Source organism: Pseudoalteromonas sp. T1lg65 (assembly GCF_051930985.1).
Lineage (GTDB): Bacteria > Pseudomonadota > Gammaproteobacteria > Enterobacterales > Alteromonadaceae > Pseudoalteromonas.
In genome coordinates, this window is sequence record NZ_CP196837.1 from 3,852,409 (window position 1) to 3,877,339 (window position 24,931).

Consider the following 24,931-nt stretch of genomic DNA (forward strand, 5'->3'; position numbering starts at 1 on the left):
AGCTCTAGCGATTAGGCTAGAAACAAGATTCGATGGCGCTTCACAGCTTATAACATTGGTATACTGTGAAGCGTGACACGCTACTCGTAACGCAAGATCAATGACGGGCGAGTACTGGCTGCTTTAAACGCCAAACTGGCGACGGTTAACCAGGTGATTGCAGCCACGGCAATTGCCGCAAGGCCGTATACCCAACTTGCTTGCGCAATTCTGTCGCTAAAGTTGGCCAGCCAACTGTCCACCAGCCAATAGGCCAATGGGCAAGCAATGACGATACTGGAGGCAACCAACGCAAGAAACTCCTTTGCTAAGATATTGATGATGCCGATACGGGAAGCGCCTAATACTTTGCGAACCGCGACTTCTTTTTGGCGCTTAAGTACGGTAAATGAGGTAAGCCCGACCACGCCGAGTATGGCTAGGCACAAGGTAAGTACACTAAAGGTCTGTACAACCTGAATAAAACGCGCGTCTTCATTGAAGTTTGCGTTGAAATTAGCACTCACTTGCTCAATTTCAGGTTCATAAATCCCAAGCCGCGAGGCAAGCAATTGCTGCAACTGCAAAGTCACTTTTTGTATCTGCGATTTTTCTACTTCGATCATGATGGCGGCAGTGGGCATCAGGCTATATCCGGGCAATAACATTGCTGGCAATTTATCTCGCTTCGCATTACCAATTTGCATATCCCTAACAACACCTATCACTTTCATGGTCAGTGATCCTCGGCGCATCGTTTCTCCCACCATTTGTTGCGGTGATGAAAACCCAGCCAATTTAGTAACAGACTCAGTGACAATAACACTGACAAAACGTTCGTCGCCTCTTCGAACATACCAGTCCGACGCATATTCAGAGATAAAGTCTCGCCCTGCGATTAACTCTAAACCAAGTAGAGAAGCCGCGTTGAATCCGACTCCAATCCCTGCGATGGCTTGCTCAGACTCTTTCCCATTTGGCATGATGGGGTTGAAGCTGTAGTTGATATCATGAGTCAAGTCAGTATCAAGGGGCCCAACCTGCTTCACCCCGGCAATGTTGCTAACAGCTGCTATAAAAGGCGACTCTGGGCCTGATAGCACTTCATCTTTAGGTAATTCTCTCACGTACAACCGGCTGTCCGCTTTATAACCCGGAGACAAAGTTTGTAAAAAGCTTAGCTGTCTCGGCAGCGTAATTGCGCCAATAATGAGGGCGATCGCAATGATAAATTGCGACATCAACAACATTTTGCGTAACCAAATTGCTCCGCCCGAAATAGACGGCATGTCCGACAACATCACCTTAGGATTTAGCTTAGATAAATACAGTGCTGGATAAATACCTGCAAGCATGCTGACACTAAGCGATAACACAACTAGCAATGCACCTTGCCAACTGAAGAAAGTAAACTGCAACTCTCTAGCTACTAAATGATTAAACCAAGGCAGACTCAACTCTATCATTGCCGCACTGACTACCAGCGTTACCACAGCGATAAGCAGGTACTCGCAGATGAACTGCCAAAATAACTGCACTCTTGAAGCGCCTAAAGATTTCCTGATACCTATCTCTTTAACACGACTACCACTTTGCGCAATGCTCAGGTTTATAAAGTTAATCGCGGCAACAAACAACAATGCAAGGCTAAGAATAATGCTCACAATGATCACTTGAATATCGCCACCTGGCCGCATTGCTAATGATCCATTATGGTGTAAGTGAAGATCTAATAGCGGTTTTAATTTAATAGACAACGCGCCTTTCTCTCTCTCAGCCACAAATCGCTGCGTGATCTCACTCTCTAGCGCTGGAATATTCTCGCTGGTGTTAAGACGCACATAAACGTAATGCATGTGCATAAAAAGATTTTCATTCGGTTGCTGTGAATAAACCAAGCTATCAAATGCAAAATGGGTATTGGCTGGCAGATCTTCAAAAACGGCCGCGACGGTATAAACACCATACTTATATTGCAAGCTCTGGCCCACGACATCACTGTGGCCAAATAGCCGGATTGCCTCTAAGCGACTTAAAACAAGTTGCTCTGGTGTACTTAACGCAGTTTCGATGTTGCCATCTAGTATTTTGAGATCAATGAAGCTCAAAATGTTACTTGAAGCAAAATAAAGATTGTTCAACTGAAATTGGTTTTCACCTGTGCTTACATAGCCAAATGCTGGGTCATGATCTTTTGCTTTAAATAATGCAAACATGTCTTCGATTTGAACAAGATCTTTGGCCTGTAACAAACGGGGATAGTTGACCGTAGGTATTGTGCCAAGACCTAACTTTGAAAAGTCGACCTCAGCTCGGTATACCTGCTCAGCATTGGGCTGAGACTTGTCAAATGACAGCTCATGCAGCGTATAGAGCAAAATAAGTAGTGCCGCAGACACACCCAATGAAAAACCCAATACGTTGAGCGCAAAGTGTAACTTTTGCTTCTTCGCTGCCCGCAACGCTGTATTCAAATAAACAATAAACATTTTTCTTCCTTAAAAGTGAAAAACCACTTTCATACCAATTCTCTTAATTAGTTGGTCAATTTTGAGTCGAGAAAAGCTAGTTGATAACGAGGTAAAAATTTTGCTATTTAGTTGTTCTAAATGAGAAATTTTTAACGTAGTTAGCAGCAGGTTTTATCTCTCAAATTGTTCAGATATTTAAGCGAATTGGTATCATACCCCTGCACTCAACCAAATATTATTCGTAACGCAAGATCAATGACGGGCGAGTACTGGCTGCTTTAAACGCCAAACTAGCGACGGTTAACCAGGTGATTGAAGCCACGGCAATTGCCGCAAGGCCGTATACCCAACTTGCTTGTGTAATTCTGTCATTAAAGTTGGCCAGCCAATCGCTGACCAGCCAATATGTGACGGGATAAGCAATAGCGACACTAAGCACCACTAGAGTCAAAAATTCCTTCGCTAAAATGTTGACGATACTGATACGTGACGCGCCCAATACTTTGCGTACCGCCACTTCTTTTTGACGACGAACGGTTGCAAAAGACGCTAATCCAAAAGTCCCTAAACAAGTCAAGAACACCGCCAAGCCGGTAAAGATAAGCACCACTTTAGAAATGCGCTCATCACCTCGTAGCATCACTTTATAGCTATCTGATAACAGGTTCATTTTTGGTTCAAACACATTGGCATTTTGCGCCAACAGGTCCTGCACTTGTTGTCTAATATTTATCAGCTGTGAAGGTTCGATGGTTAATACCACCTCTGAGGTTGGATTAAATTGCGTATAGCCCAATAAGAACATGATGTCAGTATTGGCTTCTTGGCTGTTTCCTACTTTCACGTCTGCTACAACACCGACAACACGCATTTCCACGTTCCAGTTGTTATCTTTGATGGTTTTACCAATCATTTCTGTCACTTGCGTATAGCCTGCTTGCTTAGCGACTGACTCTGTGACAATCACACCGACTTTGGTCACACCATCTGACCAAGTTGCCCAATCTCCAGCAAAGTCACGGCTGAAATCTCGACCGGCTAATAACGTGAGGCCAAGACTTTTCACTACCTCGTAGCTACTACCGATCACCGGGGTGAGTCCTGCAGCCTTTTCTCCATTTGGCCAAGTTACTGACAAAGTATTATTAATTGAACGGGTCAACTGAGTATCAATGATGCTGATATGCTGTACTCCGTCGATCGCGGCAATTTTGTTGATTAACGCCGTCGGTTCTTTGGTAAAAACCTCTTTTACTGGGATCTCTGAAAGCACCAAGCGCTGCGCGGTTTGATAACCCAAAGGCAGGTTTTGTAGATAAGCGAGTTGCTGTTGTAAGGTAATCGCAGCAACAATAAGTCCTATTGCTAAAGAAGCCTGTAGCGTAAGTAAGCTCTTACGTACAAATATTGCGGTATTGCCACGCTGCAGATCACCGCTTAATACTCGCTTGGCACTAAATGATGAGATAAAAAACGCGGGATATAATCCAGCCAATAGACCAACCACCACAGCCAGAGAGATAACCACCACGCTAAACATAGAGGCATAATCGACACGCAAAGATCGATCAATGAGATGATTAAAGCTCGGTAACAATAACTCCACTAGCACGCAAGCAATGATCATCGACAATAGCGAAACCATCACCGATTCGGATAAAAACTGGGTCACCAATTGGGTTTTACTCGCACCAAGAGCTTTTCTTACACCCACTTCCTTGGCACGTTTAGTCGATTGTGCGACAGTCATATTGATAAAGTTAAAACCCGCAATGAGGATCAGTAACACACTCAGTCCGACGCAGATCATCACCACTTGTTTCGCACCGCCGACTTTCATTTCAAAAGGGGATTTGCCGGTAAAATGCAGGTCTAGCAGTGGGTGCAATTGCAGCGATAATTTGCCTTTCAACTCGCCGTAAAAATATTTCTCCGTTAAGGTTTTTTCTAATTCAGAGACGTCAACACCGGGCGCTAGCCTAAAGTACACATAACTAGAGGTAATATGAGACTTTTCAGGATCTTGAAATACATAGGTTAAGTTTTTAAATGCAAAGTGGCTGTTCTCGGGCAAGTCTTGAAATACCGCTCTTACCGTATATTGACCTTGCTGATGCTGCATGGTTTGACCAACGATATCGGTGCTGCCAAATAGCCTTATCGCTTCTGATCTACTTAACGCAATGCTATCTGGTATGCTCATGGCTTCTTTTAAGTCGCCAGACAAAGTAGTCACATCAATAAAGTTTTCTATATTTGGGGTCGCACCAAATAACGCATTCAGTTTATAGCCCTGACCATGCACCTTTACATCTACCATGGCTTCACGGGTAAACTCCACCATATTGATAGCAAACACTTCCTCGATTTGGCTATATTCCAGTGCTTTTGTGCCTGCGATATAGTTAAAAACTGGGATCACTCCAAGCCCCAACTGAGAAAAGTCCTGCGCGACACGATAGACACGCTCAGCATTGGGCTGTTGCTGGTCATAAGACAATTCGTTTTTGGCAAATAACGCCACTAAAATTGCTGCAGCCAGCCCTACGCTGAGACCCAACACATTTAATATAAAGTGTTGTTTTTGTTGTTTAAATGACCGTAAGGCCGTGACTATGTAATTTCCGACCATCGCTAAGCCACCTCTTCCTTATGTTGATGTGCAACCGCATTGGCTTTATCCAGCATCACCTGACCATCTAACAAGCGCACGATTCTATCTGCATAGCTGCCTTCTCTTTCTGAGTGCGTTACCATGATCACCGTGGTGCCCTCGCGGTTGAGTTCCCGCAGCATGGTCATCACTTCTTCACCATTTTTAGAGTCTAAGTTACCTGTAGGCTCATCCGCTAAAATCAGTTTTGGATTTATAACTAATGCTCTTGCGACCGCTACGCGCTGCTGCTGACCACCGGAAAGCTGCTGCGGTAGATGCTCCGCTCTATGATCGATGGCCACGCGTTTTAAAATGGCATCGACACGTTGTTTTCGTTCACTTTTAGAAATGTTTTGATACTGCAGGGGCAGCTCAACGTTTTCATAAACGGTAAGTTCATCAATCAAGTTAAAGCTTTGGAAAACAAAGCCAATAGACGCTTTGCGCAGTTGCGATAACTGTTTTTCGCTATAACCCGCGATATCGGTGCCAGAAAATTCGAAGCTGCCTGATGTGGGTGAATCCAGCATACCAAGGATCGATAGCAAGGTTGACTTACCACAACCCGAAGGGCCCATGATGGCAACAAACTCTCCTTCTTTTACTGCCAAGTTGATGTTGTTTAGCGCTGTTGTTTCAACGTCTTGAGTACGAAATACACGGTTTAAGTTAGTTAATTTAATCATTGTTATGTCCTTAAAAATTCAGTTGTTGTGCTTTATCGAAGTTGCTGTAGCTAGAGGTGATGACTTTGTCACCCGCGGCTAACCCATCCAGTACTTCGTAATAATGTTGATTCTTCTTGCCCAAGCGAATTTCTCTGCGCTTGGCATAACGACCCTCTTCTGAAACAACGTATACCCAGTTGCCACCAGAGCTGGTAAAAAAGGCCCCTCGATTTAACAGCAGCGCATTTTGTTTATCGCCCCCAAGCATGAGCTCAATGTCGATACTCTGACCGCGTTTGATGTCGCTGATCCCCGAAGGCAGTGCGACTTCGACTTGAAATTGAGATTGTGCAACTCGGCTATCGATTTTGCTTACCGACGCGGTCAGCTGCGTACCATCCAGCAGTACATTCACTGCCATACCTAACTGCACTTGGTTTAAATAAAATTCATCCAACCGCACAACCAGTTTGTATTCATTGGGGATATCAATTTGCCCAAGACGAGCACCGGGTGTTTTTGATTCGCCAATTTCTACATCTAATTCACTTAAGTACCCTGAAACCGGAGCCTTGATGAGCAGATTTTCGAGGTTTTTACGCGCAAATTGCAGATTTTTTTGTAGCATGCTGGCACTGTCTTCTAACTGCTCGACTTGCACTTTACGGATCGAGTTTTCCTGCGCCTGACGCTCCAGTGTTAGCTCTTTGCGTGCACGGTAATATGCCAAGTCCTCTTCAATTTCTGATAATCGATCTTTTGCTAATACACCTTTGCTGACCAACGGCTTAGATTGCCTAAATCGGCGTTCTAAGTGGCTAATCTGTAAGTCGATTTCAAGTAAGTCGCGACGAAGGTTTAAACGGCTGGTTTCCATTGCCATTTGCGTATTACGCAAAAAGTTAAGTTGCTCAGTCACCTGTGCCTCGCGACTCATCACATCAAGCTGTAAGCCAGTGTTACTTAACCGCACCAGAGGCTGACCTTTGGTGACATATTCACCTTGCTCGACCAAGCGCTCCTCCACTTGTCCACCTGCAATGGTATCGAGGTAAATGGTCGTTTTAGGCACCACCTGTCCACGTAAATTCAAGGCGTCAACAAACGCCCCCTGTGAAACCGTATTGATGGTAAGGCTATTGAGATCCACATTCTGGCTTGGTCCAGTTGCGCTAGTGTTGGTGAATGCAACAGCGGCCGCTGCAATAGCGAACATAGCGACTACGACGATCCCTTTTTTAAAGTGTTTTTGAAATCCTGAGCGTTGTATTTTCTTATCCATGACTACACCTCTTAGTGTCCGTTTAGCGTGACTAATGAGCTAGTAATGTATGGATATAATCAAACACTGTGCCAAAAACATAAAAACCCTATATTACAATAACTTAATTATACAAAACCCCAACTGAAAGTATCGCAGTGTCCGCTAATAGAACACTCAGGTTAGGCCAAAGTGTCCAAAAATGAACACATACTCATAGACGCCCTGTACCCACTTGAGTTAGGCTAAAAAGAAAAAGCCGGACAGGATATGAAACAAGCGGGCACCATTTTAATTGTCGATGACAACACGGACATTCTTGTAGCAGCAAAGCTCTTGCTTAAAAAACACTACCAACAAGTCCTCACCACAGACACACCATTCGATATTGAAACCCTGATCAACACCGAGCAGATAGACGTTATCTTACTGGATATGAACTTTAGCCAAGACGCAATTAGCGGCAAAGAAGGGTTTTATTGGTTGAAAAAAATTGTCGCGCAAGACCCAAGTATTGTGGTGCTACTGATGACCGCTTATGGCGATATTCAACTGGCGGTTGACGCTATCAAAGCTGGTGCCGCTGATTTTATTGCTAAACCTTGGCAAAATGACCAATTACTTGGCGCCGTTGCCGCCGCTTTTGCGCACGCTAAAGACAAACAGCAGGTCGGTAAACTGACTCGACAAACACAGGGACTAAATCAAGCGCTTAATCAAACATCAGGCAGCAACAATTTCGCCTTTTTGGGGCAAAGTGCCGCCATGCAACAAGTATTTTCCACCATTGAAAAAGCTGCGGCCACCGACGCCAATATTTTAATCACCGGAGAAAGTGGCACGGGTAAAGAGCTTGCGGCACACGCCATTCATCAAGCCAGTGCTCGACATGCCAATACCTTTATTAGCTTGGACATGGGCGCAATCGCCGACAACTTATTTGAAAGCGAGCTGTTTGGTCATAAGAAGGGCGCATTCACCGATGCTAAAGCCGATAAAGTCGGCCGTTTCGAGCTGGCCAATGAAGGAAGCTTGTTTCTTGATGAACTTGGCAACTTACCGTTAAATCAACAATCAACCTTGCTCGCGGCGTTACAAAATAGGCAAATCACTCCCGTAGGCGGTAGCAAACCCATTGCCGTTGATATTCGACTGATCTGTGCAACCAACGATGATCTACAAAGTGCGGTAGATGAGGGCCGATTTCGCCAAGATTTACTCTATCGTATCAACACCATAGAAATTAGGCTGCCGCCACTACGTGAACGTGTTGAAGACATTCCGTTATTGAGTGAGTACTACTTAACGCACTTCTCACAAAAATACAAAAGGACTCTGAGCATCAAAACATCAGATATGACGCTGTTACAACAGTATTCTTGGCCCGGTAACGTTAGGGAGTTGGCACACGCCATTGAACGAGCGGTGATCTTAAGCGATGGAGCGTATTTGGATATTTCAACGGTAGTGCAAGGTTCCAATGCCTCTCAACACGCTTCGACTGACCACCAAGCAATACCTAACATTCAAGCCGATACGTTTAACCTGGAAGAATTGGAACAGCGCACGGTGCGTGCCGCTCTCACTCACTTTCAGGGCAATGTGTCACATGCTGCAAAAGCGTTGGGACTCACTCGCGGTGCGATGTATCGCCGCTTAGAAAAATACGGCCTATAACCGCGATACCAACTGACATTTTAAGGAATTTTTTTGCTACAACTCAAAAACCATCCGACGCTGACTCTATATCTTACGATAATCGGTTTGCTTACGGCATTTGGCGTAGTCACCTTCTTGTATATACAAGGTGGCTTTTCTGCAACTTGGCTGCTTTTCTGTTTACTAACCTTGGCGTTAACCTTCTCGTTGCATCACCAATTTAATAAACAAAATAAACTGATGACCTTGGTGCTCAAGTCTCTTGCCAACGGAGATAGCTCTTTAGGCTTAAGTAAAAACCACCCGATGCGTGCACACCTAGAAGAGATCCGGGACAACATTCAACACGCCCGTTTTCAAGCAGAACAGCAAGCGCATTTTTTACAGACTCTATTGGTTCATATCGACCTCGCCGTTGTAGTATTAGATGATAAAGGCAAGGTCATTGAATCCAATCCCGCAGTTGTAAAACTTCTAGGAAAATCAATCATTCATATTTCAGATCTTGAGCATATCAGTAGCTTGGTGGAATGTTGTGAGTCGCACTTGAAAACCATCGCCAATTGGCACCATGGTGAACAGCAAGATAACTTGTCTATACAAATCACTGTCGCGCAGATCCAAGGCCGTATTCGCAAGATTGTCACCTTACAATCCATTAGAGATGCCCTACAAAATAAAGAACAGCAAGCTTATAAGCGACTAACACGCGTACTCACTCATGAGGTGGCAAACTCGATTACGCCATTGGCCTCCATTGCACAAACCTGTGAAGGCTTGTTGCCTGAAACCCTCTCATTTGACGATGAGGAGGACAAACAAGACCTGCAATTAGCACTGCGTACATTAGCACAACGCACTGAATATCTCGGTGAATTTATTGGTCGATTTAGGCAAGTTAGTAGCCTTCCAAGCCCAGCCCTGTTACCACAACAGCTCTCACAGGTAGTCGAGCGGATCTATCAACTCCATCTAAGCGACTGCCAAAAAAGTCATATCGAGTTGCGTTTGAACGCCCGCCTCTCCCAGTTGGTCATGCTGGACATAGCACAAATAGAGCAAGTACTGATTAACTTGACTAAAAATGCTATCGAAGCTGTGCAACAACACCGACTAAATCAACCAGATGCTTGCGCTCGGATAACGCTCAGCACCGGAATTAATAGCGCAGGTCAATACTATATCGAAGTCAGCGACAGTGGCGCTGGCATTGCTGAACATGTGGTTGATATGATTTTCGTACCATTCTTTACCACAAAGCAACAAGGCTCAGGTATTGGCTTAAGTCTTTCTAGGCAAATAATGCTCAATCATGGGGGAGACTTGATTTATATCGCGAGGTCTCAGGGCGCGTGCTTTAGATGCATTTTCGGTTAATCTTAGGAAGTCTGGCTACGCTAAAATGATCATACCGATGATAAAGTCACACCTTAGCTCAGAAAAAAGCCACAAGATATGGGCAATGTCGACCCTGGGCTGGACCATTGCGATCTTATTCTTAACGGCCACTCAATGGCTGTACAATCAAATCGCCGCTGATGGTGAAACCATTGATGACCCTGTCTGGTTTGCGTTGCAAGAGTGGGGAATTTGGTATTTGTTCACGCCAATCACTTTTTACTGGCTAGAAAATCAGGCAAAAAATGGGCTTTTACGTTGGCAAACAACCTGTCGAATTAGCTTCATTATGTATTTGGTCATTATGCTCGTTCAAGCAGTATTCGATTATTTCTTTTATCAAGATGCGATTGTTTATACCCTTTACTATTTTGCCTCAACTCACCTTATGGTGATGTTTATCAATGTGATGATCTGGCATCTATTCATACACTCGCCGGCAAAGCCAAAACAAGTCATTGAAACTAGACCAAGTTGTCTGTTGGTCGATCACGGTAAAGATAAAACCTTAGTACAGCAACACAACATTACCCATATTAACGCCGCTGGCAATTATGTTGAAATCCACACCACTGACGCACAATTTTTAAAACGCTGCACCCTTAAGCAACTCGCACAGCACCTCGCTACCGATAAATTTATACGGACACATCGCTCACATATTGTTAATGTAGAATACATGGAGCGAATTAAAGTGAAACCTTCGGGCAATGCGACGGTTAGATTAACTTCAGGTGCTGAAGTCGCTTTAAGCAAAGCTTACAAGAAGCAAGTAAGACACCAATATCAGGTAAAGAATCTCAAGCAACCATAATAAGCAACAAATCGCCTATAGATTATTGGTCGATTCGTCCCTACTATCGGACGCACACGTATAACTCATTGTTAAATAAACTTTGTTTTTATTTAATGAACAACAGGATTTGATAGAGTAAAAAACCAATAATGAACCAACATACCATTCTTTTTTGTACACCTGTGATTTTGACGTTTGCCGTCTTTGCCAATGCAAACGAACATCAAGACTCTCCTAGTCGCAGCTATGAAGCCGCCGAGATCAGAGCGTTGGAAGTGCACAACGGACTTGCACTATTAGAACAACTACCCGCCTTTCAATTACAAGAAGGCAGCAATGCACGCGGGCTCTCTAGTGCCTATGGCAACGTGCTCATTAACGGCACGCCATTACTGATAAAGTCAGGTAATCTGGAAGACTACTTACGACAGCTGCCAAGCAACCAGATCACGCGTGTAGACCTGTATTCCGGTGCACATCCTTACAGCGCATTGAGTCAATATAACCAGGTGGTGAATATTATACGCAACACATCTGACGCCGAACTCAACTGGCGCTTGGCATTTGCAGATAGACAACCACTGGATAAGCCAGATGAAATGACTATCAGCTACTCTGATAATTGGCAAGATTGGTCATTCAATACCCAGCTAACACACAATGAATTTCAATGGCAAAGTAAAACTCTGTCAAAGTTATTCAATGCAAATACCAAGCTAACAACGGTAACGCAAGATCAGTACATTGAATTCGACACCATCAGCGAATTTAAATTCACTGCAGCAAAATCACTTGCGTTAGGCAAATTAGATTGGCGCGCATTCGCCAAACACAATCACTGGCGAGCCGATTTCGATTGGCAAATTCACAACCTTGTCGACTCTATTCGCTCAACCGAATATACCCATGAAGATGCCAAAACCAAACGCGTAGAAGTGGGCTTGGACTGGTCAGAAATCCCTTTTTACCAGTGGGTTGGAAGCATCAGCGGCTATCACCAATATCAGCGAGATGACTTGTCTATACAAGATCAGGAACATGGCGATTTTTCCCCTCAACTGAGCTTTTCTCGTCTACGTCGCGACAAGGAGAGTGTACTAAGATTGGCGTTTAATCAACCCAACCTTAACTATGCACCAGAATTAGGCATAGAAATCAGCTACAACCAAACTATGGCCGACGCTCTGCTGTCAACAACCTGGCAAAGCTTCCGTGTTACCGAGACACGTATTGAACCGTACGCTGCTTTTACAACTTCCTTAGCGGAACAATGGCAACTCTACGGCAAACTGGTGCTTGAACAGGCTAACTTATCCAGTCAAGCCGACACAGATTATCAAAGAGACCACCAAATTCTTAAGCCAATGTTACGTATAAGCGGCAAACTTACCGAGCAGTTACGTACCTCCATGCAACTAGAACACACGGTTGAGCAACTCGATTTTGCGTTATTTCTCCCCTCAAGAAATACCAGCTTCGATCGTTTTAATATGGCAAATACCCGCTTAGAGCCCATGCGCTATACCGAGTTTGCGATCCAGTTTGATGGCGATACGATGCAAGGCCATAGCTATCGCGTAAAACCATTTTATCAATGGCAACGTGATATTCACGAAACCATAGCGCTAGGTGATGGTGTCAGTGGTATTGGTAATGCAGGTAAAGCGGAGTTATTTGGTATTGAGACAGAAGTCACATTAGATATTAATGCAATTTATCAATCGCTTAAGTTAGACATTTCTTATCGCTACCAACATGCTCGCTTCAATGATCCCGTCTCTGGCAATAGAGCCATTACAGGCTTAACCCCGCACGAATTTTCGCTGGCATTACGTTATCAACAGTCTGGCCTTGCCTGGGGAATAGAACTAACTGCCCCGACGACAATCCAAAATTTCTATTTGAGTGAAGTGGAAGAAGAGCGTACACATTGGCTCGCCGAGCTTTACACGGAGTGGAAAATTACCGAAAAGCTAGACATTCGAGTCGATATCACGCCACATAAAGCATTTAATGATTACCATAGGCAGTACTATCAAGGTTTGCGTGATCAGCCAAAAGGGGAGTATGAGAACGTCAGGGAAACCGTGCCATCAGAGCTAAGCGTTACCCTCAGCGGAAGCTGGTAAAAACGTTTACATATTTGTCGCCAGTAAGCTCAAGAGCACCGCTAAACACGCGGTGATCTGGTGATTTATAGTATTCTTAAAATCACCGGTGTGACCACCAAGCAACCTAACAGCCAAAACCAAGTTTGCAGAGGCAAATGCTTGGCTCGATATCCCATCAACAGCCCCAAAACCCCCATTTTGGGTATGAGTACAAAACACGCTAAAGCCACCACAATATTGGCGACCACGATCAAGATAAATTCCAACATGCCTCCAAGCTGATACTGGCTAAGCCAAAAGGCGACTGCAATGATCACACTTTGATGCCAAATATAAACGGGAAATACCGCGCGATTCAGCTTGTGAAGTATTGGATGAGGTCGATTCAGATAGTAACCAGCCAATGCGAGGATCCCCAGAACCGCTGCCACCTGCTGCACGCTCAAGGAGAGCAACCCGAGGACTTTTATCATCTTACTGACATTGTTGGGCAACCAATAAAAATGATAAAGCAGTAATAACAACGTCGCGTTTAATAGGCAAACCCACATCAGTAATTTTCGATTATTCGCGAGCATCTCAAAGAAGCAGTCGTTTCTGGCAATGAAATAACCAAACGCCAGAAAGATAAACCCTTGCACTTCTCGCTTTGCATCTCCGGCTAAAGATATCTGTGCCCACAACAACACAATGAATGCAAAACAGGATATCAAAACACCACCAACCTGAGAGGTTAAGTAAGGTTTAATCGCAGCGAGCGGTTGTGAAGTAAATAGCCAATGACCGATCGCTATGATTAGTGTAAAGCGCCAGAGTTCACGCAAATACCAAAGATGGTTTACGTCAACGTGTGGCCAAATACCGCTCTGGTAGTCAGTAAAGTAGCGACTATCCAAGTCGAAAAAGTGTCGGTAAAACTCGGGAAAAGTCAGCGAAATTGCGCCATCTTGCACCATTTCAGCAAATAGCTGCACCGGTACGACAAACCAAACCCCAAAGAGTAATGGCAACAGTAACAGCGGGGTTCGCTGCAACAAAGTCTTGGCCGGTCCGTATTTATCTAAGATAAACCGCAGAGCCACACCAGAAATAAACCAAATCAACAACATCCGCCAAGGCGAGAACAACAGCATCAGATACTCTGTCCAAGGCGCGAGATAGGCACTTTTGTAATGAAAGCCCCAATTGGGGGAATATAACATACCAATGTGGTAGAAAATTAACGCCCCAAAGGCAATGACTCTAAGCCAGTCTAATTCCACACGTCGGGACATTGTGGTTTGCGTAATATCCATGCTTCACCTTTATTGTGTTAACCTCAGCTGAGGATCTGATAACTAAGCGGTTGCCACAGCATTATTGACTTGGCGATAAGATAAAATAGAAATATGCTTAGTAAACAACAGCTAGGGATAAGCGGTGGCATTCAGGGATAAATACAGCGACCACGAAGTTTAGCCGGGATAAAGTGATACCTAATGCAAAAGGCGTAATCATGCTATTTTCTTTTTTTCAGTCTCATCATGGCAAGCTTGGATTTATTGCCTTAAGCCTCTATTTGCTGCTCAACAACACCATCAATGCGATCACGTTGGTAATGGACGCACAGCGAGAAGCAGTAGAAGCGCACGCTCAATGGGAATACTTTGTCTGGGAGTACAGCAGTGCCATTGCTTTTATCGTACTTATCCCTGTGTTGGTACAGTTTCTTGCTCACTACCCGATAAACTGGAAAGCATTGACGAAAACCGCTTTGTTGTATTTTGGCATGTCGGTGTTTTTCAGTATTGCCCATATTGGGTTAATGGTATTACTCAGAAAAAGCGTCTATTTAATACTCGGTAGAGGCTATGACTTTAACTTCTCACTTTTTGAATTTATCTATGAATATCATAAAGATGCATGGAGCTTTGTGTTCTTTATTTTACTCATCAAGGGCTATCAAACACTGACATCGCAGATGCTGGGAGAGGCAAACCCGATAAATGTTGAAGGTGAGCCATTAACCTCCGTAAATGGTAAACAACTTAAACATTTGTTGGTGAGAAAGTTAGGCAAGGAATTTATCGTCAATGTCGAAGACATAGAGTGGTTACAAGCAGCGGGCAACTATGTAAACCTGCATATAAATAGCCGTCTCTACCCGATCAGGAGCACGCTATCAACCTTATGCGAACAGCTTGAAGAAACAGGAATTGTAAGAATTCATCGCTCTTATGCGGTGAATTTAGGCCAAATCGACAGCATCACGCCGCTTCCCAGCGGAGACAGTGAAATCAAACTCCAAAATGGAGAGCGACTCAACCTGAGCCGAAGATACAAAGCGCAATTTAAAGCCTTTTTGCACTGATGATGTTAATCAATTTATTCGTGGCGCGCTATAAGGAGCTTAGCTCAACTATATACTGTTTCTCTACACCGATTAGAAATGCTTAAAGCCAAGTGCAGAATTCAGCAAATGTAAATACTTACTCACTTAACTTGTTTCAACCTTTTCAAATACAGCTAGTTACGGAGTCCGTTATTTTGCCTTGTTTCTCTTTTTGCATTTACTTTGTATTTCTATACAATCGACGGACCAAATATAAAAACAATAACACTATGCGCCTTTTTTTTTCTATTCTCCTTCTCTCGTTATTACTACTCTCAGGCTGCAAAACGACAGAACCTGAGCCTGAGGTTCATTCAACGCCCGTAGCTAACATAGATAAACAAGAAAAAATACCCGCTCAGCCAATCACGCATTCCAAAACCAAACCAGCACCAGATATCTCAGTGACAGAATTAGACGATGTATGGAAGCGGATCAAAGTCCAATTATCGTTTCCTGACTCGCAGCATCCAAGGGTGACTGAAAGAGTAGATTGGTATTTACAGCACCCGAATTACATGGAAGAGATCAGTAGAAGAGCTTCTCCTGTGTTGCACTACATCGTTAGCGAAGTCGAAAAGCGCGATATGCCCATTGAACTTGCGCTAATGCCGCTCATTGAATCCGATTTTAACCTTGAAGCATACTCTTACAAGCACGCATCCGGTCTTTGGCAACTGACCCCGCTCATCGCCAAACATTACGGGATCAAAATCAATTCCTGGTATGACGGCAGACAAGATATTGTCGATGCAACGCAGGTCGCCTTGAATTTTTTAAGTTACTTGCATAAGCGTTTTGATGGCAACTGGTATCACGCCATTGCAGCTTACAATACGGGTGAAGGCCGAGTCATATCGGCGATACGTAAAAACGAAAAACAAGGAAGGTCCATTGACTTCTTTGAATTAGAACTGCCCAAACAAACACGCCATTATGTGCCTAAATTACTGGCAGCTGCACAACTACTAAAGCACGACTTAATGAAGTTTCCCGCTATTGCTAACCAACCGGCAATCCAAATACACCCTTTCACCCAGCAAACGGTATTGCAGCAAAGCAAAGAGTGGCAAGATGTTGAAGCATTAAACCCGGGTTATACACGTTTTCCTGCGCTCATCGGCGGTCCAGAACACATCGTTTTACCAATCAATAGGGAGAGCCAGTGGTTAGCGATGTTAGCAAATCAGCCACAAGTGCCTGCCGATACATGGCAACAATATACCATTCAACGTGGAGATAGTCTGAGCACCATCGCATCCCGGTTTTCGTTAAGTGTGGCTGAACTAAAAACCTTTAATCAACTAAAAAGCGATCGCATTCGGGCAGGAAAAACGCTGATTTTGCCGATTTTAGCTGACAAACAACTCGATTATACGGTAAAAGCAGGTGATAGCCTGTGGCGAATCGCGAATCAATTTGGCGTTTCGATCGCAAAGTTAAAGGCATGGAATCAGTTATCTACTGACGTGCTGAAAATTGGCGATACACTACAGGTGTTTTTATCCGCTCCATAACGACCAAATTATGCACCATAATTGATAAAAGGAAGTACGCCATGTCAGAGCAACCCGATAATAACGAGCAACTACAAACGACTCATCATAACAATAGACGTCGCTCTATCAGAAATTTAAAGCTCTCTCGCTCTAAAATGAATACCGTACTGGCGCTTTGCGCGATGCTGATATCTGCCGCCTCGTTTTATGCCACTTATCTGCAAGCGAAAGCCGCTCAAGAACAAGTGAGCGCGGCTGAAATGCAGCTAAGAACCGAAACATGGCCTTGGTTGCAATTTAGCTATAGCAATTTTGATTTGGAAGCGACAAAGCCAACGATTAAGGTAGAAATTCGAAATTCAGGTACTGGCCCCGCTATCGTGCACTATATTCACTATTTTTATGACGGCCAGCAATTCACCGACATCACCGATTTGATGGACGCGTGTTGTAACCTCAACGCGTATCAACAAGCCTTGCAATCAGCACAGGCAGAAGAAGATAACATTAATTTTTTAAAGAAGTTCGGCTGGTACGTGTCGAGCCTACCTCAAAAAGTACTGCTTGCTGATGGGGACAACTTTAACCTGTTCACCATGCAAAAGAGCAACTTTAATAGTGGGTTATGGAATAAAATTGATAAACAACGCCACCTTTTTTCAGCGACAGCATGTTACTGTTCTATACTGAAACAATGCTACACCACGAATGATAAAGCTGAGATATCAGAGGTGAAGAATTGTTCACAGAAAGAACTAAAAAATACGGCGCAGCCATAAACCACGTTTTAAAATACGAGGTTGAAGTATTTCACTTATATCTTAATGTCGATGGCATACCGACTATTGGTATCAATTACCAAGTTCCGAACGCAGAGCGATTTTGTCAGCTGCCGCTGAAAGACAGAAAGTCCAAGCGCAACTCAACCATGCAGCAAAGGCTGGATGAACACAAGCGTATCCGTCTGCTGCCTCGTGGTTATCGCCCTTCTTGGTATGCTGCTCACACCAAACTTACTTTATCACCACAAGTCACTCGAGAGCTTCTGCGTGAGCAGTTTGAGCGATATGAGAAAAAGCTGGGGAACTATCTCGATAGCCGCAAAGGTCTATGTATTCCGTATAAAAAACTCCCCGCCCCAGCAAAGACAGCCTTGTTAGACATGGCTTTTAGCTTAGATGGCGTAGAAAAACTGATCACTGGTTTTCCAGAACTATTCGATGCGATTCAAGCGCAAGATTGGGAAGCTGCCAGTGAGGTGTGTGTAAGAAAAAACACTAGCCCAAGCAGGAATGAGGCAACGAAAAAGCTGTTTTTGGATTGTCAAAAGTTTCCTAAATATCGATTTAGTTTGCTTGATAAACTATCAGACTTAATTGGCTAATCTCAGCTATGGTTAAGTAGAAATGAGGCGATAGGCTCGTAAACCAATCCTTTTTCGTTGCGATGAGAATGATACAAGTGGAATTTTGATACCCGTAATGTAAACGGTGTTATTTTATTGCCCAGTTGTGGTTGTGTTTTACATCCCCTAAATAGCGTAATATGCGGCGAAAATGGTCGGTTATCGTGATATAAATCCATTTTTTTCGCCAATGCACGTAGTGGATGCGCCAAATCTAGTAACGGCTGAGGCTGATTATCCGGTTTAAGGTAGAAAATGCCATTGTTGCTCCAAAACCCAGTTTCACTAAAGCGCAAATCGAAAGCTTTACCTTCAAGGCTGCTGGCAAAATCCACTAACGTATCCACTTGTGATTCTTGAACCATGGCTAAAAACGCCAGTGTAAGGTGCCAATTATCAGGATGGGTACTCGGTTTAGTCGCTGTCACGTTTTCCACCAACCACTGACCGATTTGGGTACGCGTGTCGTCATCTAATCCAATACCAAAGAAGAGCCTTTGTTCCATCCTGATTATTCCTGTTTTATCTGTTTTATTGTGCTGAGCAAGTAAAGCTCGCTCAGCTGCTTTTTATTGTCTCGCGATTAAACGGTGCGCTAAAAAGCTTAACATAACACCTGAGGATAAAAATAATACACCGAAAAACTGTAGCCAAGCATTTTCAACACGTTCGAAAACTCTTTGTCCTTCGTACTTATAGTAACGGCGACCTTCTGCTACTTCACGAGTAAATTCTTCACCTAAGTACTCTGAACTAATTATAAAATCCGAGTTTTTGCGTAAGCTCATTTGCTTATACATTTCATTTCGAAAATCCCTGTCTGCGCTTTTATCATGAGGTATGAGCAATCTGTCCCATTTTTGATACAGATTTACCGGTTCACCTTCTTTTAACACCCCTTCAGAGACATATTCATGATGAGTCATGCTAAAAAACAACTGTTGATAGCCACTCCAAAATACCGATAGCCCAAGTGCAACCAAGGCTATTGCCACGGTTAATAGCTGACGATATTGACGGCTAAATTTTTGCTTTTGTTGTTTAAACCAGTGCTCTATATCCGGGATCTGTTTTAATGTATCTACCGAACCTTGTTTTGCCAATACTTGCATGCATTCATCTAATGTTAGATTGAATGCCGTGAGCAGCTTCCTAAACATGTCATTGGAAGGCACTGATTTATCGTTTTCTAACTTAGATAAATAGCTTTGTTCTACGTTCATCAACTCAGCAAGATCTGGCTGACTGTATCCTTTAGCGGTGCGTAACTGGCGAATATATTGTCCTAACGTCATGATTATTTTCCTTTTGTTTTGTAATGCAACGCTATTCTTGGTTAGTCATAGATTAATACCAAGGTGAATATTATGGAATACCCATGAATATTCCAAACTCTTCAACCAAATTCATTGTCAGATTCAACACATTTAGTAAAAGTGCTGATTATTTGAACACAACCTGCTTTTTGCTGGGTGTGTAGTGCCTTTTTTCAGGTTTGGTCCATTGACCATTTTTTAAGTACTGCGTGGATACGATAAAGGCATTTTCAGTAAAGTGACTTGATGATTTCACTTGAGTGATCCCCTCTTTGCTGTTTGTGACCTCTTCAAAAGCAACGAACTCAGTCGGGCTGACAACTTCTAACGTGCCATGAGTGTAAAACCCTGCCGTAGTAAAATAATAGAATTTCAAACTTTGCTGACTTTGATCCCAAAAGATAAGCGACTCACCACCATACATTCCCTCATTGATTGAGTGCAATGTGCGGATCGCTTTACCATTTAGTGCACGCTCCCATTTAGAAATATCCTGTACTTTTGGTTGCCCAGACTTAACCTCAAAGTCACTCTGCCAAGTGCCCAGATAAGGCGCAAATACAGCGAGCTTTTCATCTAACTGAGGAGCAGAAAAACAGCTCATAGAGACCAAACCTAGCCATATTAAAAAGAATTTAAACATAACAAATCTCCTTTATATCCATCCAATTCACCGTGAACACCGTCTTGAAAGTATAAGCTTGTTATTAAAGCTAATACATTGCAAAGCAAGGTACACAATTGGCGTAAAGTCAAAAGTGGTTGAGATTATTTAGAGCAGTATGAAGTGTTTCTAGGGTCTAGGGTGGGATAGTAAGCAAAAGGTGCAAACAGCCTTGTTTGCACCTTCCATAATTGTGTATTACTTCTGCTTGGAGTCAGAGAAATACTTACGCCTTACCATGTCATGAATAACAAACTCTTGCTCACGACCATAGGCCTTAAAAATACGGTTGTTATGCATATGCAGCAATGAGCCTAACAATGAGTTTTTACTGCAATTGAGTTTACCTACTTCGTCGAGCTTCAGAATTTCTGACACCACCGGTGCCGCCTGCTGTTGCCAAGTTTCAAGCAGAGCAAGAATGGCTTGCTGAGACTCATTACATGACTCCAGCTGTTGTCGGTCTAGTTTGACAAAGTCATCTTCGAGCTGCGTCTGATAATCACGGAAACGATTACCCAACTGCTTACGCAGCGCGCTGCTTTCGTTGAACTCTTTTCCAAAGCCTTCGCGTAATGATGATATCAATGTCAGTTTATCATTGGCATCATAAGCAAAAGCACTAAGCAAACGATCAGTGTAAGCAACCGCAACTCGCCAGCGTACCTCTTCACCATATTCTTCTACCAGCTGACAGCTGTTGGCAATTAGTTGACTATCATACATAAACAAGCTTTCGACCAACGCCATAGACGCAGGGCCACCATAACGCTCGACCTCACGTTCATAGGTCATCAACTCAACTTTATGCAATGAGCCGGATTCCACCATGGGATCAAGCAAACCATGTAGTGCAGGCAATAGAGTCCCACATAGCACGAGTGGATCACCGTAAAAGCGCAAACGTAAATGCCAATCTGGATCACCATAGCGAATAAAGAACCATTTTTCATACAAGCTCTGATGCTCGGCAATAAACGGTAACAGTTTTTCGTATAATAACTGCTCAACAATAGTGTTCCCTGAATAGATTTTTAAGCTCAACCATTCAGAGCCAGCGCTAAAGCGCCTTTTTAATGGGGCTGCATTAATATTATCCAATGGTTTTTCGGTAAAATGACGTTGTGGTTGCGCACCTTGATGGAACATCGGCACAATTACTTCATTGGCGTAATTTTGCTGGTGCTCATCTTTAACCAGTGACTCAAATTGATTTAGCAACACTTCCTTAAGTTCAACAACACCGTAGCCTTTTGATTCTGAAAGCAATATTTCTACCATCATTGGATTCTTAAGGTTCAATGTCAGTACATTATCTGAAACTGCAAAGTTCACCCAATCATCCACACGATATTTTGTTTGTAATGCCTCGAGTTTTTGCTGATCTAATTCACCTTGTTTGTTCAATAATTCCGATAGCTCTTTGTGCTCAATACGCCAAGTTTTTTCACTCAAGATCAAGTTATCTAGCTGTACTCGAGGGGTAAATGCGGCGTTACTCACAGAGTCTGGCATTGAGAAGTGCGGCGCTCGTCCTTCTTGATGCTGTAACATACACAGGAATTTATAGGCACTTAAACTTCTTGAAGAATAGTTGTGGGCACTGGATAAACGAGGAATAATGCGTTTATTTAATCGTTTACTCCACAGCTTTACTTTGCCGCCTTCAATCCACACAAACAAATCACTGAGTGGGATTTGAAACTCATCTTGTAGCGAACTGTCGGCCATAAATACAATTTCATACTGGCGTAAATGTGGTCTGGCAATCACGTTTCCAGGACGACCTTCTGGCAAGTGTACAACCTCTGCGAAAATCACTTCTTCACTGTGCGCTTGTTCTTTTTCCAAGTGCGTGACCACTGAGTCTTTAAGTCCTGTATCTAAATGACAAAAACGACCCAATAAGTTTGCCGCAGAAGGACCATAACACCCATTAAACTTATAGACAGGACGCTGGTTATCATCTTGGTACAAACTCAGCATGGTGGCAAATGAGTAAGGAACATCGCGTGGCTCTTGAGTTTTAGATAGCGATTTTTTTAACTCTTTACTGGTGAGTTTAACCACGTCTTTACCGAGGTTCTCCGGCAAGCTAATGTTACGCTCAATGATCCGGTCCAACATACTTACTTCTGGTGCTGACTGACCTGAAGCTGTTGCTCGCCCTAGCTGTAAGCCTCCAACCAGCGGCGCTTCGTATCCGGTTTCATTAGAAACACTGATCCCTGATTCATCATCAAGCAGCACATCCAAACGCACAAATTGCCCTTCAAAGCGGCTATTAAACTTGCTAATGAATTGTTCCAACGCATTTTTGCTTGAAGTGGTATTAAGTTGTGAGATTAACTCCAGCTGTCGTTGAACTCTCGTCACCTCTTGTGCGGATAATTCACAGTGTGAAAACGCGCGATAAATATCCGCTTGGAACAGCTTATTCTCTTGTACCTTTACCGGCAGCTTAGACAGAGATTCAAATAAAGCTTTATATTCAGAAATTGCGACTTCTTTGCTGGCATCCAATTGAGCCAATTTTGCAATCGCATCAGCGAGCTCTTGGGTTACCTCTGTAGGCGCAATAGTCGAAATAGACTCGAGCAATGACTTATCTGCACTCTCCCCAGTTAACGGTAATGGGATATTGGCAACTAGAACACCTTCGTCGATTAAATCTTGTAGATATGCCTCAACATCCTCACTATCCGCTTCTTGGTATTTGTCAGAAAACGCAGTCATCAGCTCAGAAAAGCTCTTACCCGGTTTAGCGAGCTCTAGCATACAGCGAAAATATTCGTCACTATCTACAGCGCTCAAACGATACTGCATCGTTTCATCAGATAAGTAAGTTTCGATGTAGCGGCACTGATCATCAATAAAATAATGAGAGGGGTTAGGAATATACTTTAACGCCGCCGACTTGGCACATGACTGAGCAATGTGTGAGCGAATTGCTGACAGTAAAAACATATCCAGTCGCGTTTTTCTATCATCCTCAAGGTGTGATTTACACAACAGCTGGTTTTGCTCGGTAATCTCGCCCTTATGAATGCCCGAGAATAGCCCAAATGGAGTAGGTCTAGACGCCATCCGTATCAAATATCGCAATAGTGCTGAAGCAACCTTTTTACCCTGCTTGGAGTCGGGTTTAGTGCGCCAAAGATCGATCCGCTCTAATAAAGACGGACTCGCTAAATAAATTGCTTCCATCACACCCGGAGTCGCTAGCCAGCCACTTAACAGGCTGTCAGTATCTTGCTGATTAAACAGTGTTTCAACGGGCAATTTCGGAGTACGGACAACAAAAAATGAATCCGTTAGCATAGTTCCTGACATACCGCTCTCCTTAGTTCAACAACAAACAATCTGCCCAATCAAGATCGTCAGTTAGCACGCTCAATAATGCTAAACCAACCCCCGGATAGCCCATCAAAAACCCGGTATCTTCTCGATAATCTTTCGTGTCTCCACGGTATGCATAGAGAGATTCCAGCCCTTTTTGCTGGTATTTCTCGAGGCCATAATCCAACCACTTTTGGGCAGCTTGCGCTATTTCAGGGTGTGGAAAATGGTGATAGAGTACTTGAAACATAGTAACAAGACCAAAGTAACCATGGCATAAACCAGCATCGTAAATATGGCCGCTCTCTTCATCACGCGAAGTATTTTTTAAGGTAATTTCCAGCGCTTTATCAACATAACTGGGTCTATCTAATGCCTTGCCCGCCCGAGCAAGCGTTACCGCGATTGGTAAGTCACCATAACACCAACCCAAACGCGAGCCATGATCTTTACCAGCACAAGTACCAAAACAAGAAGCGGCATGAGTGTTTTCCAGTTGTTGCTCCAACAACCAATCACAAGCCCCTTCAAGCAAACGTTTCGCTCTATCATGATGAGTTGGACAGGATAAGGCTGGTAAAATTGCAGCTATAATACCGGGCACCCCATGGGCCAAACCTAGATTATACTCTGCGCCTTCTGGACCATTTTCTTCTTCGCGATCCATACGATACATAGACTGCAGAGGCTGAGACCAAGTGACTTTATTGTCGTCTAATTCCGTCAGTGTTGTTTCAAAGCCTGTTAGTAGGCGATCGAACAACACACTTTGATCGGTTTTTCTGGCTCGTCTTGCGACATACGGTGCGTAACCACTTAGTCCTAACACCATCTCAATCTCGCCAGTCCAAGGAGAGAAATCGAGCGCATCGGCAAACAACTCATCTATATCTTGTAATAGCGCCGGATCGTAATCATCTTGTTCTGATTGATTCAGTAACTCCAGCAACCAGACTTGACCTGCTAAACCAGAGCTCAACTCTGGTGATTGATTGACTAATTCTTCTTGTAATTTATCAAGTCTTTCGGCAAACAGCTCTTCATCAACTGAGCCACTTTTATATTGTGCAGCATTGAATAAAAACAGTAACTTACCTGCGATACCGCCCAGCAAACCATTTTCATTCGTTGTTTTAATTCTGTCTTCTGTAACTTCAACGAGATGCTCAATAATAGCCGTTATTTGTTCTTTTTTTTCAACTGATAGTGATTCAAACATAAAATTCCTTTGTTTTACTTCGTCTGTTTTATATTTAGGTAAATTAACCTTTTACAACGATAATTACAAATGGCAAATTAGCATCACACAATTAACTTTGACAAAACATTACACCCATA

18 protein-coding genes are annotated in these 24,931 nt (G+C 43.4%); 8 read left to right on the forward strand and 10 right to left on the reverse strand.

The features are described 5' to 3' along the window. Positions 1–80: 80 nt before the first annotated feature. The 4 genes from ACSLBF_RS17135 to ACSLBF_RS17150 form a co-directional block, all read right to left on the reverse strand. The gene (locus tag ACSLBF_RS17135; RefSeq protein ID WP_440054549.1) at positions 81–2,468 is read right to left on the reverse strand and encodes an ABC transporter permease; all 2,388 of its coding nucleotides are present in this window, start codon (positions 2,466–2,468) and stop codon (positions 81–83) included. 217 nt (positions 2,469–2,685) lie between these two features. Continuing rightward, positions 2,686–5,082 (reverse strand): FtsX-like permease family protein, encoded by a 2,397-nt coding sequence (locus ACSLBF_RS17140; protein WP_440054550.1) that lies wholly within the window; start codon positions 5,080–5,082, stop codon positions 2,686–2,688. Positions 5,083–5,084: 2 nt separating this feature from the next. After that, positions 5,085–5,792 (reverse strand): ABC transporter ATP-binding protein, encoded by a 708-nt coding sequence (locus ACSLBF_RS17145; RefSeq protein ID WP_440054551.1) that lies wholly within the window; start codon positions 5,790–5,792, stop codon positions 5,085–5,087. Between the two features lie 10 nt (positions 5,793–5,802). After that, entirely contained in the window at positions 5,803–7,056 is a 1,254-nt protein-coding gene (locus ACSLBF_RS17150) for an efflux RND transporter periplasmic adaptor subunit (protein WP_440054552.1), read from the reverse strand. A gap of 249 nt (positions 7,057–7,305) precedes the next feature. Between ACSLBF_RS17150 and ACSLBF_RS17155 the strand changes: the two genes are divergently transcribed. From ACSLBF_RS17155 to ACSLBF_RS17170, 4 genes are all read left to right on the forward strand, one after another. Continuing rightward, positions 7,306–8,712: a sigma-54-dependent transcriptional regulator gene (locus ACSLBF_RS17155; RefSeq protein WP_440054553.1), complete on the forward strand. Its 1,407-nt coding sequence runs from the start codon at positions 7,306–7,308 to the stop codon at positions 8,710–8,712. Positions 8,713–8,745: 33 nt separating this feature from the next. Next, positions 8,746–10,071 (forward strand): sensor histidine kinase, encoded by a 1,326-nt coding sequence (locus ACSLBF_RS17160; RefSeq protein WP_440054554.1) that lies wholly within the window; start codon positions 8,746–8,748, stop codon positions 10,069–10,071. 85 nt (positions 10,072–10,156) lie between these two features. After that, positions 10,157–10,906 (forward strand): LytR/AlgR family response regulator transcription factor, encoded by a 750-nt coding sequence (locus ACSLBF_RS17165; protein ID WP_440054555.1) that lies wholly within the window; start codon positions 10,157–10,159, stop codon positions 10,904–10,906. Between the two features lie 131 nt (positions 10,907–11,037). After that, on the forward strand, positions 11,038–13,017 hold the full coding sequence (locus ACSLBF_RS17170; protein WP_440054556.1) for a TonB-dependent receptor plug domain-containing protein: 1,980 nt from the start codon (positions 11,038–11,040) through the stop codon (positions 13,015–13,017). A gap of 65 nt (positions 13,018–13,082) precedes the next feature. Here the strand turns inward: ACSLBF_RS17170 and ACSLBF_RS17175 are convergent, their stop codons facing one another. Then, positions 13,083–14,294 carry an acyltransferase family protein gene (locus tag ACSLBF_RS17175; protein ID WP_440054557.1) on the reverse strand — a complete coding sequence of 404 codons (1,212 nt, stop codon included), beginning with the start codon at positions 14,292–14,294 and terminating at the stop codon, positions 13,083–13,085. 200 nt (positions 14,295–14,494) lie between these two features. Here ACSLBF_RS17175 and ACSLBF_RS17180 point away from each other — a divergent pair, with 200 nt between their 5' ends. The 4 genes from ACSLBF_RS17180 to ACSLBF_RS17195 all read left to right on the forward strand — a co-directional run bounded on the left by ACSLBF_RS17180 (position 14,495) and on the right by ACSLBF_RS17195 (position 18,253). Further along, positions 14,495–15,349: a LytTR family DNA-binding domain-containing protein gene (locus tag ACSLBF_RS17180; RefSeq protein ID WP_440054558.1), complete on the forward strand. Its 855-nt coding sequence runs from the start codon at positions 14,495–14,497 to the stop codon at positions 15,347–15,349. A 251-nt stretch (positions 15,350–15,600) separates the two neighbouring features. After that, positions 15,601–16,887: a LysM peptidoglycan-binding domain-containing protein gene (locus ACSLBF_RS17185; RefSeq protein WP_440054559.1), complete on the forward strand. Its 1,287-nt coding sequence runs from the start codon at positions 15,601–15,603 to the stop codon at positions 16,885–16,887. A gap of 41 nt (positions 16,888–16,928) precedes the next feature. Next, positions 16,929–17,648, forward strand: coding sequence for a hypothetical protein (locus ACSLBF_RS17190; protein ID WP_440054560.1), 720 nt, complete (start codon positions 16,929–16,931; stop codon positions 17,646–17,648). Beyond that, a complete protein-coding gene (locus tag ACSLBF_RS17195) occupies positions 17,609–18,253 on the forward strand; it encodes a hypothetical protein (RefSeq protein WP_440054561.1) in 645 nt (214 codons plus the stop codon). Before ACSLBF_RS17190 ends, ACSLBF_RS17195 begins: the two co-directional genes overlap by 40 nt. A 2-nt stretch (positions 18,254–18,255) precedes the next feature. Here ACSLBF_RS17195 and thpR read toward each other — a convergent pair whose 3' ends face one another. The 5 genes from thpR to ACSLBF_RS17220 form a co-directional block, all read right to left on the reverse strand. Then, positions 18,256–18,780, reverse strand: a complete 525-nt coding sequence (gene thpR / locus ACSLBF_RS17200; protein WP_440054562.1) for an RNA 2',3'-cyclic phosphodiesterase — start codon at positions 18,778–18,780, stop codon at positions 18,256–18,258. A 63-nt stretch (positions 18,781–18,843) separates the two neighbouring features. Continuing rightward, positions 18,844–19,569 carry a helix-turn-helix domain-containing protein gene (locus ACSLBF_RS17205; RefSeq protein WP_440054563.1) on the reverse strand — a complete coding sequence of 242 codons (726 nt, stop codon included), beginning with the start codon at positions 19,567–19,569 and terminating at the stop codon, positions 18,844–18,846. A gap of 148 nt (positions 19,570–19,717) precedes the next feature. After that, on the reverse strand, positions 19,718–20,233 hold the full coding sequence (locus tag ACSLBF_RS17210; RefSeq protein WP_440054564.1) for a hypothetical protein: 516 nt from the start codon (positions 20,231–20,233) through the stop codon (positions 19,718–19,720). Positions 20,234–20,452: 219 nt separating this feature from the next. Beyond that, positions 20,453–23,587: a lantibiotic dehydratase gene (locus ACSLBF_RS17215; RefSeq protein WP_440054565.1), complete on the reverse strand. Its 3,135-nt coding sequence runs from the start codon at positions 23,585–23,587 to the stop codon at positions 20,453–20,455. Positions 23,588–23,597: 10 nt separating this feature from the next. Further along, entirely contained in the window at positions 23,598–24,812 is a 1,215-nt protein-coding gene (locus ACSLBF_RS17220) for a lanthionine synthetase C family protein (RefSeq protein ID WP_440054566.1), read from the reverse strand. Positions 24,813–24,931 lie beyond the last annotated feature (119 nt).

Excerpts from the sequence above, each read along its gene's own strand:
- ACSLBF_RS17175 (WP_440054557.1), bottom strand. The coding sequence starts at position 14,294 with ATGGATATTACGCAAACCACAATGTCCCGACGTGTGGAATTAGACTGG.
- ACSLBF_RS17155 (WP_440054553.1), top strand. The coding sequence starts at position 7,306 with ATGAAACAAGCGGGCACCATTTTAATTGTCGATGACAACACGGACATT.
- ACSLBF_RS17210 (WP_440054564.1), bottom strand. The coding sequence starts at position 20,233 with ATGTTTAAATTCTTTTTAATATGGCTAGGTTTGGTCTCTATGAGCTGT.
- ACSLBF_RS17145 (WP_440054551.1), bottom strand. The coding sequence starts at position 5,792 with ATGATTAAATTAACTAACTTAAACCGTGTATTTCGTACTCAAGACGTT.
- ACSLBF_RS17170 (WP_440054556.1), top strand. The coding sequence starts at position 11,038 with ATGAACCAACATACCATTCTTTTTTGTACACCTGTGATTTTGACGTTT.
- thpR (WP_440054562.1), bottom strand. The coding sequence starts at position 18,780 with ATGGAACAAAGGCTCTTCTTTGGTATTGGATTAGATGACGACACGCGT.
- ACSLBF_RS17150 (WP_440054552.1), bottom strand. The coding sequence starts at position 7,056 with ATGGATAAGAAAATACAACGCTCAGGATTTCAAAAACACTTTAAAAAA.
- ACSLBF_RS17140 (WP_440054550.1), bottom strand. The coding sequence starts at position 5,082 with ATGGTCGGAAATTACATAGTCACGGCCTTACGGTCATTTAAACAACAA.
- ACSLBF_RS17190 (WP_440054560.1), top strand. The coding sequence starts at position 16,929 with ATGTCAGAGCAACCCGATAATAACGAGCAACTACAAACGACTCATCAT.
- ACSLBF_RS17215 (WP_440054565.1), bottom strand. The coding sequence starts at position 23,587 with ATGTCAGGAACTATGCTAACGGATTCATTTTTTGTTGTCCGTACTCCG.
- ACSLBF_RS17185 (WP_440054559.1), top strand. The coding sequence starts at position 15,601 with ATGCGCCTTTTTTTTTCTATTCTCCTTCTCTCGTTATTACTACTCTCA.
- ACSLBF_RS17135 (WP_440054549.1), bottom strand. The coding sequence starts at position 2,468 with ATGTTTATTGTTTATTTGAATACAGCGTTGCGGGCAGCGAAGAAGCAA.
- ACSLBF_RS17220 (WP_440054566.1), bottom strand. The coding sequence starts at position 24,812 with ATGTTTGAATCACTATCAGTTGAAAAAAAAGAACAAATAACGGCTATT.
- ACSLBF_RS17165 (WP_440054555.1), top strand. The coding sequence starts at position 10,157 with ATGTCGACCCTGGGCTGGACCATTGCGATCTTATTCTTAACGGCCACT.
- ACSLBF_RS17205 (WP_440054563.1), bottom strand. The coding sequence starts at position 19,569 with ATGACGTTAGGACAATATATTCGCCAGTTACGCACCGCTAAAGGATAC.
- ACSLBF_RS17180 (WP_440054558.1), top strand. The coding sequence starts at position 14,495 with ATGCTATTTTCTTTTTTTCAGTCTCATCATGGCAAGCTTGGATTTATT.